The sequence below is a fragment of the Bradyrhizobium arachidis genome (genome assembly GCF_024758505.1).
Taxonomy (GTDB): domain Bacteria; phylum Pseudomonadota; class Alphaproteobacteria; order Rhizobiales; family Xanthobacteraceae; genus Bradyrhizobium; species Bradyrhizobium manausense_C.
In genome coordinates, this window is record NZ_CP077970.1 from 2,332,246 (window position 1) to 2,349,262 (window position 17,017).

Below are 17,017 nucleotides of genomic sequence, written 5' to 3' on the forward strand. Positions count from 1 at the left end.
GCCGGCGCGGCGACGCGCCGGCGCGACAAGACCGACTTCGAGGCGTTTGCCGTTATGCAGTCCAGTCAAACTCCGTCCCGCGCAAATCTCGCCGGCTGGCTCTACGTTTCGCCGCTGGTGCTGGTGCTCGTGCCGTTCTTCGTGGCGCCGATCCTGGTCGTGCTGGCGGCGAGCTTCTTCGCGACCGACGGTTTTGGCGGCCTGACGCCGGGCTTCACGCTCGCGAGCTATATCGAGATCCTGCATTCGGCGCTGACGTTGAAACTGTATCTGGCGACGATCAAGTTCACGGTGCTGGCCTGGATCTTCACCCTGATCATCGGCTTCTTCGTCGCCTACTTCCTGGTGTTCCACGTCCGCAACCAGCTTTTGGCGATCGGCCTGTTCCTGCTCTGCACGGTGCCGTTCTGGACCTCGAACATCATCAGGATGATTTCCTGGATCCCGCTGCTCGGCAAGGAAGGCCTGATCAACCAGGCACTGCTCGCGCTAGGGGTGATCCGTCAGCCGTTGGAAGTGCTGCTGTTCTCCGACCTCGCTGTTGTCATCGCCTATGTCCATCAGCTCACGATCTTCATGATCGTGCCGATCTTCAATTCCATGGCGCGGATCGACAAGAAGCTGATCGAGGCGGCGATCGATGCCGGCGCGAGCCGCTTCGACATCATGCGTCTGATCGTGGTGCCGATGTCAAAGAGCGGCATCGCGCTCGGCACCATCTTCGTGGTCTCGATCGTGATGGGCGACTTCTTCGTGGTCAAGGTGATGTCGGGCGGCGGCTCTGCCTCGGTGGTGAGCGCGTTTTATGAGGACGTCGGCGTGTTGCAATATCCGAACGCGGCGGCAAGCGCCGTGCTCCTCACGCTCGTCCTCGTTGCGATCGTGTCGTTGATCCTGCGGACCGTGGACATCCGGCAGGAGATCACGCGATGAGCGCGGTGCTTGCCGATACCCCCGAGGCCATCGCGCCGGCGAGCAGCAAGGCGATCGCGCCGAGCCGCGGGCAACGCCCCTGGACGTTCTACGTGCTGGCGACGCTGTTCGCACTCTACGTGCTCGCGCTCTACGGCCCGATGATCTGCATCTACGTCCTGTCGTTCCAGGATATCCGCGGCGGGCTGGTATTCCCGATGAAAGGGCACTCGCTGCACTGGTTCGTCGATCTCTTCACCCAGGTGCGGACCGGTGATGTCAAGGGCTCGTTCGATCGCTCGATCAAGCTCGCCGTGATTGTCACTGTTATCACGGTGGTGATCTCGTTCCTCGCCGGCCTCGGCTTCCGTCGAAGGTTCTGGGGCGACGGTGTCGTCTTCTACATGATGATCGGCAGCCTGGTGGCGCCGGGCCTGGTGCTCGGGCTCGGCACGGGTCTCCTGTTCCAGGCGCTCGGGCTCAATGCGAGCTGGTACACGTCGGCGCTGGGCGCTCAGCTGTCCTGGACGCTGCCGTTCGGCGTGCTCGTGATGTTCGCGGTGATGTCGCGCTACAACCGCGCGTGGGACGAGGCCGCCTATGATCTCGGCGCGAGCCGTTGGCAGACGATCTGGCTCGTAATCGTGCCGGTGCTCGCGCCCGGCATCGTGGCGGTGGCGCTGTTCGGCTTCACGCTGTCCTACGACGAATTCGCCCGCAGCCTGCAGACGGCGGGCTCGCTCAACACGCTGCCGCTCGAGATCTGGAGCATGACGCTCAACGTCACCTCGCCATCGCTCTACGCGCTCGGCACGGTGACCACAATCATCTCCTTCATCGTGATCGGCGCAAGTCTCGGCACCATCGTGCTGATCCAGAAGCGGCGCGGCCGGGCGGCGGAAGGCTAGAGGTTTTCGGGAATGGCGATCGAACGCGGCGATATCGAACTGGCGGGCGTCTGCAAGAGCTTTGACGGCGTGACCAATGTGGTTGACGGCGTCAATCTGAGGATTGCCGACGGTGCCTATTGCTGCTTCATCGGTCCTTCCGGTTGCGGCAAGACCACGATTTTGCGGATGATCGCGGGCCATGAGGACCCGACGGCGGGCGAGATCGTGATCGGCGGCCAGAACGTCGTCGGCCTTGCGCCGGTGCAGCGGCGCACCGCGATGATGTTCCAGTCCTACGCGCTGTTTCCGCATCTGACCGTGCGCGACAACATCGCCTTTGCGCTGCGCGTGCGCGGCATGTCCAAAGCCGAGCGCCTGCGCGCCACCGACGCCATGATCGAGAAGGTGCGGCTGACGAGCTTTGCCGATCGCCTGCCGGCGCAGCTCTCCGGCGGCCAGCAGCAGCGCGTGGCGCTGGCGCGGGCCGCGATCACCGAGCCGCGGGTGTTGCTGCTCGACGAGCCGCTCTCGGCGCTCGACGAGCAGCTCCGCGTCCAGATGCGCCAGGAATTGCGGCGGATGCAGCGCGAGCTCGGCATCACCTTCATTCATGTGACGCACACCCAGCTCGAGGCGATCGCGCTCGCCGATCTCGTCGTGGTGATGGACCAGGGCCAGATCAAGCAGGCGGGAGCCGCGCGGGACGTGTATGCCCATCCGCATGACCGTTACGTCGCCGAGTTCATGGGCGGGCAGAACGTGCTGTCCGGGCGGGTGGAGAAAGTCAACGGATCGAGCTTCACGCTCACGCAGGCCGCTCCTGATGGCATCGAGGTGCCGCTCCAGGCGCGCTCCAAGATCAATGTCGGCGACACCGTCGATATCGCGGTCCGCCGCGACGACATCACCCTGATCCGGCCCGGCCAAAACCTGCCGCCGGGCTGCGCCGCCTCGCTGCCGAGTCGCGTGCTGGCGATCGAGTATCAGGGCTATTTCGTCAAGGTCATGCTCGACACCGTGCCGGACGACGAGTTCGTCGCCTACGTGCCGGAGAAGACCTTCTTCGCAAATCCCTTCACCGTCGGCGATGTCGTCGTTGCCACCTGGGCAACGGAGCACGCCCGTCCACTCGCCTAAAGAGCTCGTCGCGCACAAGGAGTTTTCATCGTGCAGATATCCTTCACACTCAACGGACGACCGACCACGGTGGATGTCGAGCCGGCGACGCTGGTGGCCGAGCTCCTGCGCGAGCAACTCAATCTCACGGGCACCCATATCGGCTGCGACACCAGCCAGTGCGGCGCCTGCGTCGTGCATCTCGACGGCCTGCCGGTGAAGAGCTGCACGTTGCTCGCACCCGCGCTTGAGGGCGCGACGCTGCTCACCATTGAAGGCCTGCAAGGCGGGCCCGGCTCGAACCAGATGCATCCGATGCAGGAAGCGTTCCGGGAGCATCACGGTCTGCAATGCGGCTTCTGCACGCCGGGCATGCTGATGACGGCGGTCTCGCTGGCGACCGAGAAGCCGAACCTGACGGAGGCCGACGTCCGCCACGGCCTCGAAGGCAATATCTGCCGCTGCACCGGCTACCAGAACATCGTCGTCTCGGTCATGGCCGGCGCCGCCGCCATGAATGCCGCCAAAGGAGGTTGATCATGGGCAATGTGATCGGGATCGGCGCCGCCCCCAAGCGCAAGGAAGATCAGCGCTTCCTCACCGGCCGCGGCAATTACGTCGCCGACATCAAGCGCCCCGGCATGACGGCCGGCGTGTTCGTGCGCTCGCCGCACGGGCACGCGGTCATCCGCGGCATCGACAAGAGCGCGGCGTTGGCGGCGCCTGGCGTGGTCGCTGTTTTGACGGGCGACGACGTTGCCGCCGACAAGCTGGGATCACTGCCCTGCGGCTGGGGCATCACCGACGCCAAGGGCGTGCCGATGAAGGAGCCGCCATTCCCGATGCTGGCGCAGGGCAAGGTGCGTTTCGTCGGCGACATGGTCGCCTTCGTCGTCGCCGAGACGCCGGAGCAGGCCAATGCAGCGGCTGAACTTCTGAAGGTGGACTATGACGTGCTACCGTCCGTGGTCGGCGTGCTCGACGCCGTCATGCCAGGCGCGCCGCAATTGTTCGACGACGTGCCGAGCAACATCTGCTGCGACTGGGAGCTCGGCGACAAGGGCGCGGTCGAGTCTGCGTTCAAGAAGGCGGCTCATGTCGCAAAACTGAGCCTCGTCAACAACCGTCTGATCGGTAATCCGATGGAGCCCCGTGCGGCGATCGCCGAATACGAGCCGGGCACCGATCGCTACACGCTGTGGAGCACCAGCCAGTTTCCGCACGTCGTGCGCTTCCTGATGGGCGCTTTGGTGCTTCAGATCCCCCAGCACAAGCTGCGTGTGGTGGCGCCCGACGTCGGCGGCGGCTTCGGCGTCAAGCAGTTCCACTACGGCGAAGAGGCTGTCATCACCTGGGCCGCCAAGCGCGCGAAGCGGCCGATCAAATGGGTGGCGAGCCGTTCGGAAGGTTATGTCTCCGATCGCCATGGCCGCGATCACGTGACCGAGGCCGAGCTCGCGCTCGACGAAAAGGGCAAGTTCCTCGCCTTCCGCGTCAAGACGCTCGCCAATATGGGCGGCTATCTCTCGACGTTTGGGCCGAACATCCCGACCAATCTCTATGGACCGCTGCTCAGTGGCGTCTACACCATGCCTGCGATCTACTGCAACGTGAAGGTCGTCTTCACCAACACCGTGCCGGTCGACGCCTATCGCGGCGCCGGCCGTCCCGAGGCGACTTTCGTGCTGGAGCGTATCGTTGACGTCGCCGCCGCCGAGATGGGCATCGACCGCGTCGAGATCCGCCGCCGCAACATGATCCCGAAGGAGGCCTATCCGTATCAGACGCCGGTGCTGGTGCAGTACGATTCCGGCGATCCCATGGGCTGCCTCGACGGCGCGCTTGACGCCGCCGACGTGAAGAATTTCGGCGTGCGCAAGGCGGCGTCAGCCAGCAAGGGCAAATTCCGCGGGCTAGGTTACTCCACCTATGTGGAAGCCTGCGGCCTTGCGCCGTCGCGCTTTGCCGGACGATTGGGCGCGCGCGGCGGGCTCTACGAGAGCGCGACCGTGCGCGTGCATCCGACCGGGCAGGTGACGGTGCTGATCGGCACCCACAATCACGGCCAGGGCCACGAGACCACCTTTGCGCAGATCGTCTCCGACAAGCTCGGCGTTGCCTTCGAGAATGTCGACATCGTGTTCGGTGACACCGATCGCGTGCAGTTCGGCATGGGCACTTATGGCTCGCGCTCCCTCGTCGTCGGCGGTGCGGCGCTGTCCAAGGCTGCCGACAAGGTCATCGTCAAGGGCAAGAAGATCGCGGCGCATCTGCTCGAGGCCGCCGAGGTCGACATTCAGTTCGAGGCCGGAAAGTTCTCGGTCGCAGGCACGGACCGCGCCAAGTCTTTCGAGGAGATCGCAGGTGCCGCCTACGTGCCGCACGATTATCCCCTTGAAGTGCTGGAGCCGGGCCTCGAGGAGCAGGCCTATTACGATCCCGTCAATTTCACCTATCCCGGCGGCTGCCACATCGCCGAGGTCGAGGTCGATCCGGAGACGGGAACGGTGACGCTGGTCAATTACACCGCTGTCGACGACGTCGGCACGGTGATCAACCCGATGATCGTCGAGGGCCAGTTGCATGGCGGCATCGTGCAGGGTGTCGGACAAGCACTCTACGAGAACGCCGTCTATGACGAGGGCTCCGGCCAGCTCCTGTCGGGCTCGCTGATGGACTACTGCATGCCGCGCGCCGATCATCTGCCGATGATGACGGTCGCGACGCATTCGACGTTGTGCACGCACACGCCGATGGGCGTGAAGGGCTGCGGCGAGGTCGGCACCATCGGCTCGCCGGCCGCCGTCATCAACGCGGTGGTCGACGCGCTGTCGCATCTCGGCGTCACGCATGTCGACATGCCGGCCACGCCGAACCGGATCTGGCGCCTGCTCCAGAACGCGTCGCTGCCGGTCGCCGCGGAATAGGGAGGACAATAAAATGAAACCATTTGCGTATCACCAGCCCGCCCAGATCCCGGAAGCCGCAAAGCTGCTGACCTCCGTCGAGGACGCCAAAATCCTGGCGGGCGGCATGACGCTGATCCCGACTTTGAAGCAGCGCCTCGCCAATCCGCCGGCGCTGATCGATCTGTCAAAGCTCGGCAACCTCAAGGGTATCGGCGACGACGGTGCCACGATCACCATCGGCGCGATGACGCCGCATGCGGTGGTCGCCGCCTCCAAGCTGGTGCAGACAAAACTGCCGGCGCTTGCGGCGCTGGCGTCGATGATCGGCGATCCCGCCGTGCGCAACCGCGGCACGATCGGCGGCTCGGTCGCGAACAACGATCCGGCCGCGGATTACCCGGCCGGCGTCCTAGGTCTCGGCGCCGCCATCGTCACCAGTGCGCGTGAGATCGCCGCCGACAAATTCTTCCTCGGCCTGTTCGAGACGGCGCTCGAGCCGGGCGAGATCATCACGGCGATCCGCTTTCCGGTGCCGCTTAGGGCGGGCTACGCAAAGTTCAAGGCGCCGGCGTCGCGTTATGCGCTGGTCGGCGTGTTCGTAGCGAAATTCGCCGACAGCGTCCGCGTCGCCGTGACCGGCGCGGGTCCCGGCGTGTTCCGCGTTCCTCCGATGGAGGCGGCGCTGTCGCAAAATTTTGATCCGTCCGCGATCGCGGCCATCAGGATCGACACCGACGGCCTGACCTCCGACATCCACGCCGAGGCCGATTACCGCGCGCATCTGGTGACGGTGATGGCCAAACGTGCGGTCGACGCGGCGCTGACGTAAAACTTCTGGGATTGATGATGACTGATGGTACCGGACGAACGGCTTCACAGCCGGCGCCGACTGGCCTCGGCGCGCTCTCTGCGACCGAGATCATTGCCGGCTACAAGCGCAAGGCGTTCACGCCACGCGACGTCGTCGACGACACAATTGCGGCGCTGAAGGCGACCGACGAGGCCTGCAACGCGGTGGTGACGCCGATGTACGAGCAGGCGAGGGCGGAGGCCGATCGCCTCACCAAGGCGATGCGCGCGGGCGAAGCCAAGGGCGCGCTTGCCGGCGTTCCCGTCACGATCAAGGATCTCGTCTTCGTCGCCGGTGTGCCCGCCTATGGCGGCTCGCCGATGAACAAGGCTTTCGTGCCTGATGTGGATGCTGCCGTGGTGTCGGCGCTGAAGGCATCCGGCGCGATCGTCACCTGCAAGACGACGACCTGCGAGTCCGGTTACAAGCTCACCGCGGACAGTCCGGTGACGGGCACGACGCGCAACCCCTGGAATCTCGATCGCACCAGCGGCGGATCGAGCGGTGGTGCGGCGGCGGCGGTTGCGGCCGGCTGCGGACCGATTGCGATCGGCACCGACGGGGTCGGCTCGATCCGCGTGCCCTCGTCGTTCTGCGGCGTGTTCGGCTTCAAGCCGACCTTTGGTCTGGTGCCGCGCTCGCCGGGATTTTCGCCGCCGTCCTGGGCTTCGCTCGCCCATACCGGGCCGATCACGCGCACGGTTGCGGATGCCGCGCTCGCGCTCGAGATCATCGCTGCTTACGATCTGCGTGATCCCGCGAGCCTGCCGGTGTCGCCGCGGCGGTTCGATACCAACGCAGGGCCGCTGAACGGCATCCGTATCGGCGCCAGTGTCGATTTCGGCTATGCCGCCGTCAGCCCCGATGTCCGCGCCGCCTTCAACAAGGCACTCGCCGTTCTGGAGTCCTGCGGCGCGAGCGTCAGCATGGACGGACCGGGACTGGATCCCGGAATTTTGGAGCACACCTTGAAGCCGATTGCCTTCACCGAGCAGGCGGCGGCGGTTGCGAGCAGGACGTCGGCCGATCTTGCCGGCTCGGAGGCCGACTATCGCGACGTCGTCAGCGCCGGTCGCCACTACAGCGGGACAGACTATGTCGAGGCCGGCTACCGGCGCGGGCAGGCGCGTGCTGCGTTCCTAAAGCTGTTCGAACGGGTCGATGCGCTGGTGACGCCGACGGTTGCAGTCACGGCGTTCGAGGCCGGACAGCTCGGCGTCGACCGGATCGACGGAGCCACGGTCGATCCGCATCTCGGCTGGTCGCCGTTCACCTGGCCGATCAATCTCGCAGGGCTTCCCGCAGCGACGCTGCCATGCGGCTTCGATCGCGACGGCCTGCCGGTCGGCTTGCAGATCATTGCGCATTGGCTGGACGAGCCGACGATCTTCAAGATCGCGGCCGCCTTCGAGCAGGCGCAGCCTTGGTCGAAATTCTGGCCGCCTCTGGCGCTGCACGAGCAGAGCCGGGCACACGTCAAGGCGTGAAGGGCAAGCCCCCGTACAAACAACTACACGTCAGATTCTATATTCACCAAAACCTCCCCGGCGATGATTTCGGGGTCTCCAAGATCAAGGTCATGCATGCTTGCTTGAACAAACTCCCGGACCTTATCGTTCGCCGTATTGGCGCTTTCGCGGTCTTCAAAGATCATCACCCCGACACCGACACCGTCGCCCCCATCCAATACATAATAAGACTTGAATCCGGGCGATTCCCTCAGGATCTGACCGACGCCGCTCTTGGCGCGGCGCGCAGCATCAGCGACCGAACGAACCTTGGTGTACTTTCGAATGAACATGTACATCAGGTCACCCTTGCGTCTCGGTTCCTGCCCCCACGCATCAAAGCATATCGGGCCGTTGCCGGACTAGGGCCTACTTGTGAAGGTCCACCCGCAACCGGGGCTGCGGCCGCGGATCACGCTCCAGGCAGCCGGCGGCGGCCGGTTTAGGCGGCTCGCCCTCTTGCAAACGGCGCGGCGATACCCTATTTACGCGCCTCTCTTCGCAATCGGCGAACCAGGCATCCAACAATGCGGCAGTCGCAGCAAACATCAGTGCTGATGATGACGGAAGGGCTAATGCCCTTGTCCGCCGTGGATCTGCTTTGCGCCTGAACGAACGTCACACCTGACAATCGAAGCGGCCCGGAGCGGAAACGGCTCCGGATGCCGATCTCGCTCCCGCGGTGTCCCGAGTCGTGCAAACCCAGCACGGGAGCTCGAGCACCACAGGTGTCCCATGTCCAAAGAGAAGTTCACGCGCCTCAAGCCCAACTGCAACGTTGGCACGATCGGCCACGTGGACCATGGCAAGACGACGCTGACGGCGGCGCTGACGAAGGTCTCGGCCGATCATGGCTGGGGCGCGTTCGTCTCCTATCAGGACGTCGCCAAGGCGTCGGCTGCGCAAGGTACGCGCGACGACTCGAAGATCCTGACGATCGCGACAAGCCACGTCGAGTTTTCGACGGCGGCGCGGCATTACTCGCATGTCGATTGTCCGGGCCACGCCGATTATGTGAAGAACATGATCACCGGCGCGGCCCAGATGGACGGCGCGATCCTGGTCGTCTCCGCCGCCGACGGGCCGATGCCGCAGACGCGCGAGCACATCCTGCTTGCGCGGCAGGTCGGCGTGCCGCGCCTCGTGGTGTTCCTGAACAAGTGCGATGTGGCAGATGATCCCGAGCTGATCGATCTCGTCGAGATCGAGGTGCGCGATCTGCTGTCGAAGTACAAGTTCGACGGCGACAACGCGCCGGTCATCCGCGGCTCGGCGATCCAGGCGCTGCGTGGCGAGAGCGGTCCGCTCGCGGATCAGGCGATCCTGAAACTGTTCGAGGCCCTCGACAACTATATCGAGGTGCCAGAGCGGGCGAAGGATCGTCCGTTCCTGATGCCGATCGAAGGCGTCCAGTCGATCTCCGGCCGCGGCACCGTCGTGACCGGGCTGATTGAGCGCGGCACCGTCAAGCTCGGGGACGAGGTCGAGATCGTCGGCCTCGGCGAGAGCCGCAAGTCGGTGGTGACGGGCATCGAGACCTACCGGAAGATCCTCGATCAGGGGCAGGCCGGCGACAATGTCGGGTGCCTGCTGCGCGGGATCGATCGGGATGTCGTTCAGCGGGGCCAGGTGCTGTCGCGGCCGGGAGCCGCGACCCCGCACCGGACCTTCCGCGCGGAAGTGTACGTGCTGACGAAGGACGAGGGCGGGCGTCACACGCCCTTCTTCGGCAATTATCGTCCGCAGTTTTACTTCCGCACCGCCGATGTCACCGGCACTGTCCGACTGGGTGATGGCGTCGAGATGGTGATGCCGGGCGACAGCGCCGAGCTCACGATTGAGCTCAACAAGGCGATCGCGCTCGAAGAGCGGTCGCGCTTCGCGATCCGTGAAGGCAACCGCACGGTCGGTGCCGGAATCGTGACAGCGATCATGGAGTGACGGATGGGGGCCGGTGAACCGGCCCCCATTTCACGTACGTCCGCAGCTCATTTGCTGACAGGACTAAGACAATTCGATTCCGACACTCCTGCCGCTCAGCTCTTCATCTAGGCGCAGATAGTGCGCGAGGTAATCGTGCAGGGCGGTCGCGGCCTTTGAGGTGGCGCCGCTCGATTTGTAGAGCAGGAGCTCGACCTTCGGCAGCGGCGGCAGGCCTTCGTTGGGACCGATCTCCCGCATCGACGGCACCAGCGCGCTGCGGCCGAGCACGGTCACCGCCATGCCGGCGAAGGCGGCGGCCTGCAAGCCGCCGACGCTCTCGCTGACGCAGGCGATGCGCCAGCGCAGGTTCGCACGCTCCAGCGTATCGATCGCATAGTCGCGATAGATGTTGCCGGGCGGCAGCAGCGCCAGCGGAATCGGCCGCTCCTGATGCGCGGCGGACTGATCGCCGGTCATCCAGACGAGCTGCTCGCGCCGCACGACCTGGCCGCCGGTGAAATCGTTCATGCGGGTGACGAGCGCGATGTCGACGTCGCCGCGCTTGACCAGACCGACGAGCGGCGTGGACAGGGCGCAATTGAGCTCGACCTGGATGCGCGGAAAGGACTTTCGAAACACGCTCAGGATCGAGGGCAGCATGAAGGCCGCGTAGAGATCGGGCGTACCGAGCACGACCTGGCCTTCGATTTCCTGCGACGCCAGTTGCGAAATCAGCTCGTCATGCAACCGCAGGATGGATTTGGCGTAGGTCAGGACCGTGGTGCCGTCCTCGGTCAGCGTCAGCCGGCGTCCGCTATGCAGGAATAGCTGCTTGCCGGTCAGCTCCTCCAGCCGCTGCAATTGCAGCGTGATCGCGGGCTGGGTGCGGCCGAGCCGGCGTGCCGTTTCGGTAATGCTGCCGGTCTCGACGACCGAGATCAGCGACCGGAGCATGCGGATGTCGAGACTGATGAGATTCATGCGGTGCCCGTTTCGCCCAGAATTTATGCAATTCTCATGCTAAAGGGGAAGGCCAAAGGGCTTGAGATGATCGGCCTCGGGCGCCGGTATAGGGCAAACGGGACGCCTTTGCCTCGGCAAGGGGGACGTTGCTGGCTTCCGCGACATCCATTATCAGGCGGACGGGCGCAGATGATGCCGCCCCAAGGAATATAAACGGGAGTAAAACATGAAGAAAACCCCCACGCCCTCACGCCGCGCTCTGCTCGCGACCGCCGCAGCAGCGACCGCCGCTACCATGGCTGATGTCGCACCGGTGGCCGCACAGGCCGGACCCAAGCCGATCTTCTCCGTTCCCATGACGACGATCCCGATCGTCGGCGAGACCGACGTGTTCCAGGTCCGCCGCATCTATTGCATCGGGCGCAACTACGCCGCGCACGCCATCGAGCGCGGATCCGATCCGAACCGGGAGCCGCCGTTCTTCTTCCAGAAGCCGACCGACGCGATCCAGAACGTTGCGATCGGCGCGGTCGCCGATCATCCCTATCCGTCGCTGACGAAGAACTATCATCACGAGGTGGAGTTGGTCGCCGCGCTGAAATCCGGCGGCACCAACATCTCGCCGGACAAGGCGCTCGACCATGTCTATGGCTACGCGCTCGGCCTCGACATGACCCGGCGCGATCTCCAGAACGGCATGGCGGCGGAGAAGAAGCCCTGGGAGATCGGCAAGAGCTTTGACCAGGCCGCCGTGATCGGGCCGATCCATCCTGTCGCGAAGGTCGGCCATCTCAGCAAGGGCTCGATCTCGCTCGCGGTGAACGGCACGGTGCGGCAAAATTCCGACCTCGAGAAGATGATCTGGAGCGTCGCCGAGCAGATCGCAAAGCTCTCGGAGGCCTTTGAGCTCAAGGCCGGCGACATCATCTATTCCGGCACGCCGGAGAATGTCGGTCCCGTCGTCAAGGGCGATGTGCTCTTGTGCAAGCTCCAGGGCCTGCCGGATATGTCGATCAAGATCGTCTGATGCTGCGCACTACGGAACTTCCGCTGGGTCGGGTCTTGCGGGAGTTCCGGCAATGCCCGAGTTCCATCGGTGTATTGCCCTGTCGTTGGCGACAAACAAACGTCGTGCCGCCATATTTCGAGGCGAGTGATTTCCCGGATACGGGAGGCGCTCCGATGAACAAGGCTTTGATCACCGCAATCGCGATGCTGGCATTCGCGCCAGTGAGTGCCGTTGCGCAGGAGCGTGCCGGCGATGCGGCCTTGGGCGCCGTCTCCGGTGCCATCGTGCTCGGCCCGGTTGGTGCGGTGGCGGGCGCCTTCGTTGGCTACGCGGCCGGACCCTCGATCGCGCGTTCCTGGGGCCTGCGCGGGTCGCGATCGGCAACGCAACGCCAGCGGCCACGCGGTGAGGCCAGCCGCGCCGCGAACGCTGCGGCACCGTCGCGCACGCGCGAAGCAATGAACGCCAACGGTCAGGCGCGACCCGCCGCCACGCCGCCGGTTCAGGCCGAGACCCCTGCTGCGCCTCCTGCACCGCAGCCGTCCTCGGCACCGCCCGTGCAGAGCTTCGACTGAGGCTTACGCCGCGTTGCCCCGGGGCTAGCTCTGGCCGAGAATCTTCTGCGCCGCGCGCAGATGCGGCTTGTCGATCATCTGGCCGTCGAGGCGCAGCGTGCCGGCGTTGGGATTGTCGGCGAACGCGGCGATCACCTTCTCGGCCCATGTACGTTCGGCCTCGGTCGGTGCAAAGGCCGCGTTGACGATGTCGACATGCTTTGGATGGATCAGCGCCTTGGCTGAAAAACCGTCGCGTCGTGCAGCCCGCGTCTCGGCTTCGAGCCCGGCGAGATTGTCGATGTCGGTATAGACCGTGTCGATCGGCGCCACCTCGGCCGCGGCCGCCGCCATCAGGCAGAGATCGCGCGCGAGGCGATAAGGGCTATGGAAGACCCCAGCTGAGGCCTTCTCGGTGGCGCCGAGCGAGGCCGAGAGATCTTCGGCGCCCCACATCAGGCCGGCAAGGCGAGGGGAGCAGTTCCTGTAGGTGCCAAGACCGAAAATCGAGCCCGCCGTTTCCGTGGCGACGCAGACGATGCGGGTTAAGCCGACTTTGGTGCCCGCCGCCGCCTCGAACGCATCGAGCCACAGCGCGACCTGCCGCACGTCGTCGCCGCCCTGCGATTTCGGCAGCACGATGCCATCGGGGACGCCGGGCATGACGGCGGCGAGATCGACGAGCGTCATGCCGGTGTCGAGCGCGTTGACGCGCACATAGAGCTGGTGCGGTCCGCGCCGGTCCTTCAGCATGGCAAGGGTCAACTTGCGCGCCTCGTCCTTCTTCTCGGCGACGACGGAATCCTCGACGTCGATGATCAGCGCATCGGCGTTGCCCTGAGAGGCCTTCTCGAATTTGCGCGGGGAATCGCCCGGCACGAACAGCATCGAACGCATCAGACCGGCCTCTTGTGCATCATCGCCATGCGGCGGCATTTGCCGACGACTTCGTCATTCTGGTTGTAGGCGTGGTGCTCGAATTCCACGATGCCCGCCTTGGGCCGCGATTTGGATTCCCGCACCGAGAGCACCTTCGTGGTCGCCCGCAACGTGTCGCCATGAAAGACGGGCTTTGGAAACGTCACGTCGGTCATTCCGAGATTGGCGACGGTGGTGCCGAGCGTCGTATCATAGACGGTCATGCCGATCATGATGCCGAGCGTGTAGAGGCTGTTGAAAATGCGCTGGCCGAACTCGGTCTGCGCCGCGAAATGCGCATCGATGTGCAGCGGCTGCGGGTTGAGGGTGAGCAGGCTGAACAGCGTGTTGTCCATCTCGGTGACAGTGCGAGTCAGGGGATGCCTGAACTCCTGTCCGACGTTGAAATCCTCGAAATAAAGCCCGGCCATGTCGATCTCCTCGCGGCTCCCGTCTCCCACGATTTGTCCAGCGTGTCGCATCAGCCGCCAAAAGCCAAGACCGTTGGCCGTGGGAGGGCAAGCTCTGCAAGCCGCGCATTGGGATGCGCCAGCCGAAAGCCGCCTATTGGCTTGCATCTGCCGCATCCATCCGCAATCCTCCCGGCAACCAAGAACCCGGCACCTTTCGGAGGGGAACAGGACGTCCATGGATTTCGCGCTCACCGACCAGCAGGAAGCGATCCGCGACTCCGTCGCCAAGATCTGCGAGGGCTTTCCTGACGCCTATTGGCTGAAGAAAGACCATGACGGCGGTTTCCCGCACGATTTTCACAAGGCGCTGGCGGACGCAGGCTGGCTCGGCATCTGTGTGCCGGAGGCCTATGGCGGCTCGGGCCTCGGCATCACCGAGGCCGCGATCATGATGCGGACGATTGCGGAATCCGGCGCCGGCATGTCGGGCGCATCAGCCGTGCACATCAACGTGTTCGGACTCAACCCGGTCGTGGTGTTCGGCACCGAGGAGCAGCGCAAGCGCATGCTGCCGCCGATGGTGGAGGGCCGCGAGAAGGCGTGCTTCGCCGTCACCGAGCCGAACACCGGTCTCAACACCACGCAGCTCAAGACGCGGGCAGTGGCCAAGAACGACCGCTACGTCGTCAACGGCCAGAAGGTGTGGATCTCCACCGCGCAGGTCGCGCACAAGATCCTGCTGCTCGCGCGCACCACGCCGCTGGAGGAGGTGCGATCGCCGACCCATGGCCTCAGCCTGTTCTATACCGATTTCGATCGCAAGCGGATCAAGGTCCACGAGATCGAGAAGATGGGCCGCAAGGTCGTGGATTCCAACGAGCTGTTCTTCGAGGATTTCGAGATCCCGATGGAGGACCGGATCGGCGAGGAGGGCCGCGGCTTCGAATACATTTTGGAAGGCATGAACCCTGAGCGCATCCTGATAGCGGCCGAAGCGGTCGGGCTCGGAAAGCTCGCGCTGTCGCGCGCGACCGAATATGCCAAGACGCGAATCGTGTTCAACCGACCCATCGGCAAGAACCAGGGCATCCAGCATCCGCTCGCCGTGAACTGGGTCGAGCTCGAGGCCGCCTGGCTGATGGTGATGTCGGCCGCCTGGCAGTACGACAAGGGCATGCCCTGCGGCGCCGCGGCCAATGCCGCAAAATATCTTGCGGGCGAAGCCGGTTTTCAGGCCTGCGAGCAGGCAGTGATGACCCATGGCGGCTTCGGTTACGCCAAGGAGTTTCATGTCGAGCGTTATTTGCGCGAGATCCTGATCCCGCGCATCGCGCCGGTGAGCCCGCAGCTCGCGCTGAGTTTTATCGCGGAGAAGGTGCTCGGCCTGGCAAAGTCGTACTAGTCCGTGCTCGATGAGGCATCAGCGATCGAATTCACGGCTTCCAGCATGACTCTCGAAGGGGCCGCTCTCACTCCCCCGCGATCTGCTCCATCGCCATGGCGCGCAGTTTGGCGCGCTGGATCTTGACGCCGTTGGCGCTGTCGGTGACGGGGAAAGCGTCGACAAAATAGATGCGCGCCGGGACCTTGTAGCCGGCAAGCCGTTCGCGCAAGCGCGCGATCATTGCATCCTGCTGAGGCGGTACCGTGCCTGCTATCACGAAGGCGACGCAGCGTGCCTGGCCCTTGAGATCGACGGCAACGACTTGCGCGTCCGCCACCCCGGCGCAGGACTTCAGTTCGTCCTCGATCTCGCCGGGCGCGACCAAAAATCCGCCGAGCCGCATGGCATCGCCGGCGCGGGTCTCGTAGACGAAGGAGCCGTCGTCACGGAGCCGGCCGATATCGCCGGTGCGGAAGAAGCCGTCGGCGAGGATCGCCTCGCTCGTAGCTTCTGCATTGTTGAAGTAACCGAGGAATCGCGACGGCGCGCCGATCTCGATCTCGCCGGAGACGCCGGGTGCGGCAAGCGCGCCGGTCTCGGTGTCGCGCACGCGAACCTCGGCCTCCGGCGACATCGGCCAGCCGCCGGCCTCGATGCGGTCGGCAAAGGCGGCATCAGAACGGCCGATCGAGAACAGCGCCTGCACCTCGCTCGAGCCGTAGAGGCCGAACAGCGACATTCCGCGCGCCTCGGCCTCGAGCGCAAACTCGCGCCAGCCGGGCTGGAACGCGGCAAAGCCGAACACTTGCGCATGAGGGAAGGGGCGGGGCGCGTCGGTGAGCGCAAGGATGCGGCGGAACATCTCATCCGAGCCGAAGGAATGCGTGATCTCCTGCTCCGTCAGGATTTTGAAGGCCGGCGCGGCTTCGAAGGCGTCCACCACGTGGACGGTGACGCCGGCCGCAAGGAACGCGAGCAAGCCCGTCATGCCAAAGGTGCCGCAGAACGGCAGCATCGCGAGCAGGGAATGCCGCTCTGGCGCGAGAGCGAGTGCCCTGGCGACCGAGACGGCGTGGGTTGCAAGCGTTGCTTGCGAATGCGCGACCAGCTTTGGTCCTCTGGTCGTGCCTGAGGTCGTATAGAGCAGCACCGGCAGGTCGACATCGCCGTACAGCGCCGGTGCCGGCGGATAGGGTTTTTCGAAGGCGTCGAACCGGATGCTGGGCCAGACGGTCGGGATCGTATCGACACCGACCACCGCAACCGTCTGCAGCGTCGGCACATCCGCCTTGGGGACGTCGGCCAGGATCGCCGCAAAATCGATCGAGCGGAACGTGGCTTCGGTGACGAGCAGCCTTGCACCCGAGAGCCGCAGTAAGTGCGCGACCTCGGCGCTGCGGTAGCGGGTGTTGACCGCAGCGACGATCGCGCCGAGCCGCGCGGCGGCGAACAGCAGCGCGATCCATTCGATGCGATTGACGAGCCAGACCGCGACCACATCGCCCCGGCCGATGCCGTGCGCGGCGAGCCAGGCCGCGGCCTGATCGACCTTGCATGAGAAGTCCGCGTGCGAGACCGCCGTGCCGTCGAACACGAAGACCGGTTCGCCATTGATCCCGGTGGCGAGGAGCGATTGCAGCGTTCGGTCGTTTTGGCTCATGGCGCGAG

General features: G+C 64.9%; 16 protein-coding genes. 11 read left to right on the forward strand and 5 right to left on the reverse strand.

Annotation, left to right across the window (positions count from 1 at the left end; all coding sequences use genetic code 11):
- The first annotated feature begins 54 nt into the window (after nt 1-54).
- From KUF59_RS10265 to KUF59_RS10295, 7 genes are read left to right on the forward strand one after another with little or no spacing between them, the layout of a single operon-like run.
- Nucleotides 55-933, forward strand: coding sequence for an ABC transporter permease (locus tag KUF59_RS10265; protein ID WP_212461469.1), 879 nt, complete (start codon nt 55-57; stop codon nt 931-933).
- Nucleotides 930-1,820, forward strand: a complete 891-nt coding sequence (locus KUF59_RS10270) for an ABC transporter permease (protein ID WP_212461468.1) — start codon at nt 930-932, stop codon at nt 1,818-1,820. The genes KUF59_RS10265 and KUF59_RS10270 overlap by 4 nt, the downstream gene beginning before the upstream one ends.
- Before the next feature lie 12 nt (nt 1,821-1,832).
- On the forward strand, nt 1,833-2,939 hold the full coding sequence (locus KUF59_RS10275; protein WP_212461467.1) for an ABC transporter ATP-binding protein: 1,107 nt from the start codon (nt 1,833-1,835) through the stop codon (nt 2,937-2,939).
- A 30-nt stretch (nt 2,940-2,969) separates the two neighbouring features.
- Nucleotides 2,970-3,455, forward strand: a complete 486-nt coding sequence (locus KUF59_RS10280; RefSeq protein WP_212461466.1) for a (2Fe-2S)-binding protein — start codon at nt 2,970-2,972, stop codon at nt 3,453-3,455.
- Nucleotides 3,456-3,457: 2 nt separating this feature from the next.
- Nucleotides 3,458-5,845, forward strand: coding sequence for a xanthine dehydrogenase family protein molybdopterin-binding subunit (locus KUF59_RS10285; RefSeq protein ID WP_212461465.1), 2,388 nt, complete (start codon nt 3,458-3,460; stop codon nt 5,843-5,845).
- 13 nt (nt 5,846-5,858) lie between these two features.
- Complete coding sequence (locus tag KUF59_RS10290; RefSeq protein WP_212461464.1) at nt 5,859-6,656, forward strand: FAD binding domain-containing protein; 798 nt, start codon at nt 5,859-5,861, stop codon at nt 6,654-6,656.
- Between the two features lie 17 nt (nt 6,657-6,673).
- Nucleotides 6,674-8,164: an amidase gene (locus KUF59_RS10295; RefSeq protein ID WP_212461463.1), complete on the forward strand. Its 1,491-nt coding sequence runs from the start codon at nt 6,674-6,676 to the stop codon at nt 8,162-8,164.
- A gap of 23 nt (nt 8,165-8,187) precedes the next feature.
- On the opposite strand, the gene KUF59_RS10300 is transcribed toward KUF59_RS10295, so the two are convergent.
- On the reverse strand, nt 8,188-8,484 hold the full coding sequence (locus KUF59_RS10300; protein WP_212461462.1) for a hypothetical protein: 297 nt from the start codon (nt 8,482-8,484) through the stop codon (nt 8,188-8,190).
- Nucleotides 8,485-8,920: 436 nt separating this feature from the next.
- On the opposite strand from KUF59_RS10300, the gene tuf reads away from it, so the two are divergent.
- The gene (gene tuf, locus KUF59_RS10305) at nt 8,921-10,126 is read left to right on the forward strand and encodes an elongation factor Tu (protein WP_212461461.1); all 1,206 of its coding nucleotides are present in this window, start codon (nt 8,921-8,923) and stop codon (nt 10,124-10,126) included.
- A gap of 63 nt (nt 10,127-10,189) precedes the next feature.
- On the opposite strand, the gene KUF59_RS10310 is transcribed toward tuf, so the two are convergent.
- On the reverse strand, nt 10,190-11,089 hold the full coding sequence (locus KUF59_RS10310) for a LysR substrate-binding domain-containing protein (RefSeq protein ID WP_212461460.1): 900 nt from the start codon (nt 11,087-11,089) through the stop codon (nt 10,190-10,192).
- A 208-nt stretch (nt 11,090-11,297) separates the two neighbouring features.
- Between KUF59_RS10310 and KUF59_RS10315 the strand changes: the two genes are divergently transcribed.
- Nucleotides 11,298-12,098 carry a fumarylacetoacetate hydrolase family protein gene (locus tag KUF59_RS10315; protein ID WP_212461459.1) on the forward strand — a complete coding sequence of 267 codons (801 nt, stop codon included), beginning with the start codon at nt 11,298-11,300 and terminating at the stop codon, nt 12,096-12,098.
- A gap of 155 nt (nt 12,099-12,253) precedes the next feature.
- Nucleotides 12,254-12,655, forward strand: coding sequence for a hypothetical protein (locus KUF59_RS10320; protein WP_212461458.1), 402 nt, complete (start codon nt 12,254-12,256; stop codon nt 12,653-12,655).
- Between the two features lie 24 nt (nt 12,656-12,679).
- Here KUF59_RS10320 and KUF59_RS10325 read toward each other — a convergent pair whose 3' ends face one another.
- Together KUF59_RS10325 and KUF59_RS10330 are read right to left on the reverse strand one after the other, a co-directional pair.
- Complete coding sequence (locus KUF59_RS10325; RefSeq protein ID WP_212461457.1) at nt 12,680-13,531, reverse strand: HpcH/HpaI aldolase/citrate lyase family protein; 852 nt, start codon at nt 13,529-13,531, stop codon at nt 12,680-12,682.
- Nucleotides 13,531-13,983 (reverse strand): MaoC family dehydratase, encoded by a 453-nt coding sequence (locus KUF59_RS10330; protein WP_212461456.1) that lies wholly within the window; start codon nt 13,981-13,983, stop codon nt 13,531-13,533. The genes KUF59_RS10325 and KUF59_RS10330 overlap by 1 nt, the downstream gene beginning before the upstream one ends.
- 217 nt (nt 13,984-14,200) lie before the next feature.
- Between KUF59_RS10330 and KUF59_RS10335 the strand changes: the two genes are divergently transcribed.
- Nucleotides 14,201-15,367, forward strand: a complete 1,167-nt coding sequence (locus KUF59_RS10335; RefSeq protein WP_212461455.1) for an acyl-CoA dehydrogenase family protein — start codon at nt 14,201-14,203, stop codon at nt 15,365-15,367.
- A gap of 67 nt (nt 15,368-15,434) precedes the next feature.
- Here KUF59_RS10335 and KUF59_RS10340 read toward each other — a convergent pair whose 3' ends face one another.
- Entirely contained in the window at nt 15,435-17,009 is a 1,575-nt protein-coding gene (locus tag KUF59_RS10340) for an AMP-binding protein (protein WP_212461454.1), read from the reverse strand.
- Nucleotides 17,010-17,017 lie beyond the last annotated feature (8 nt).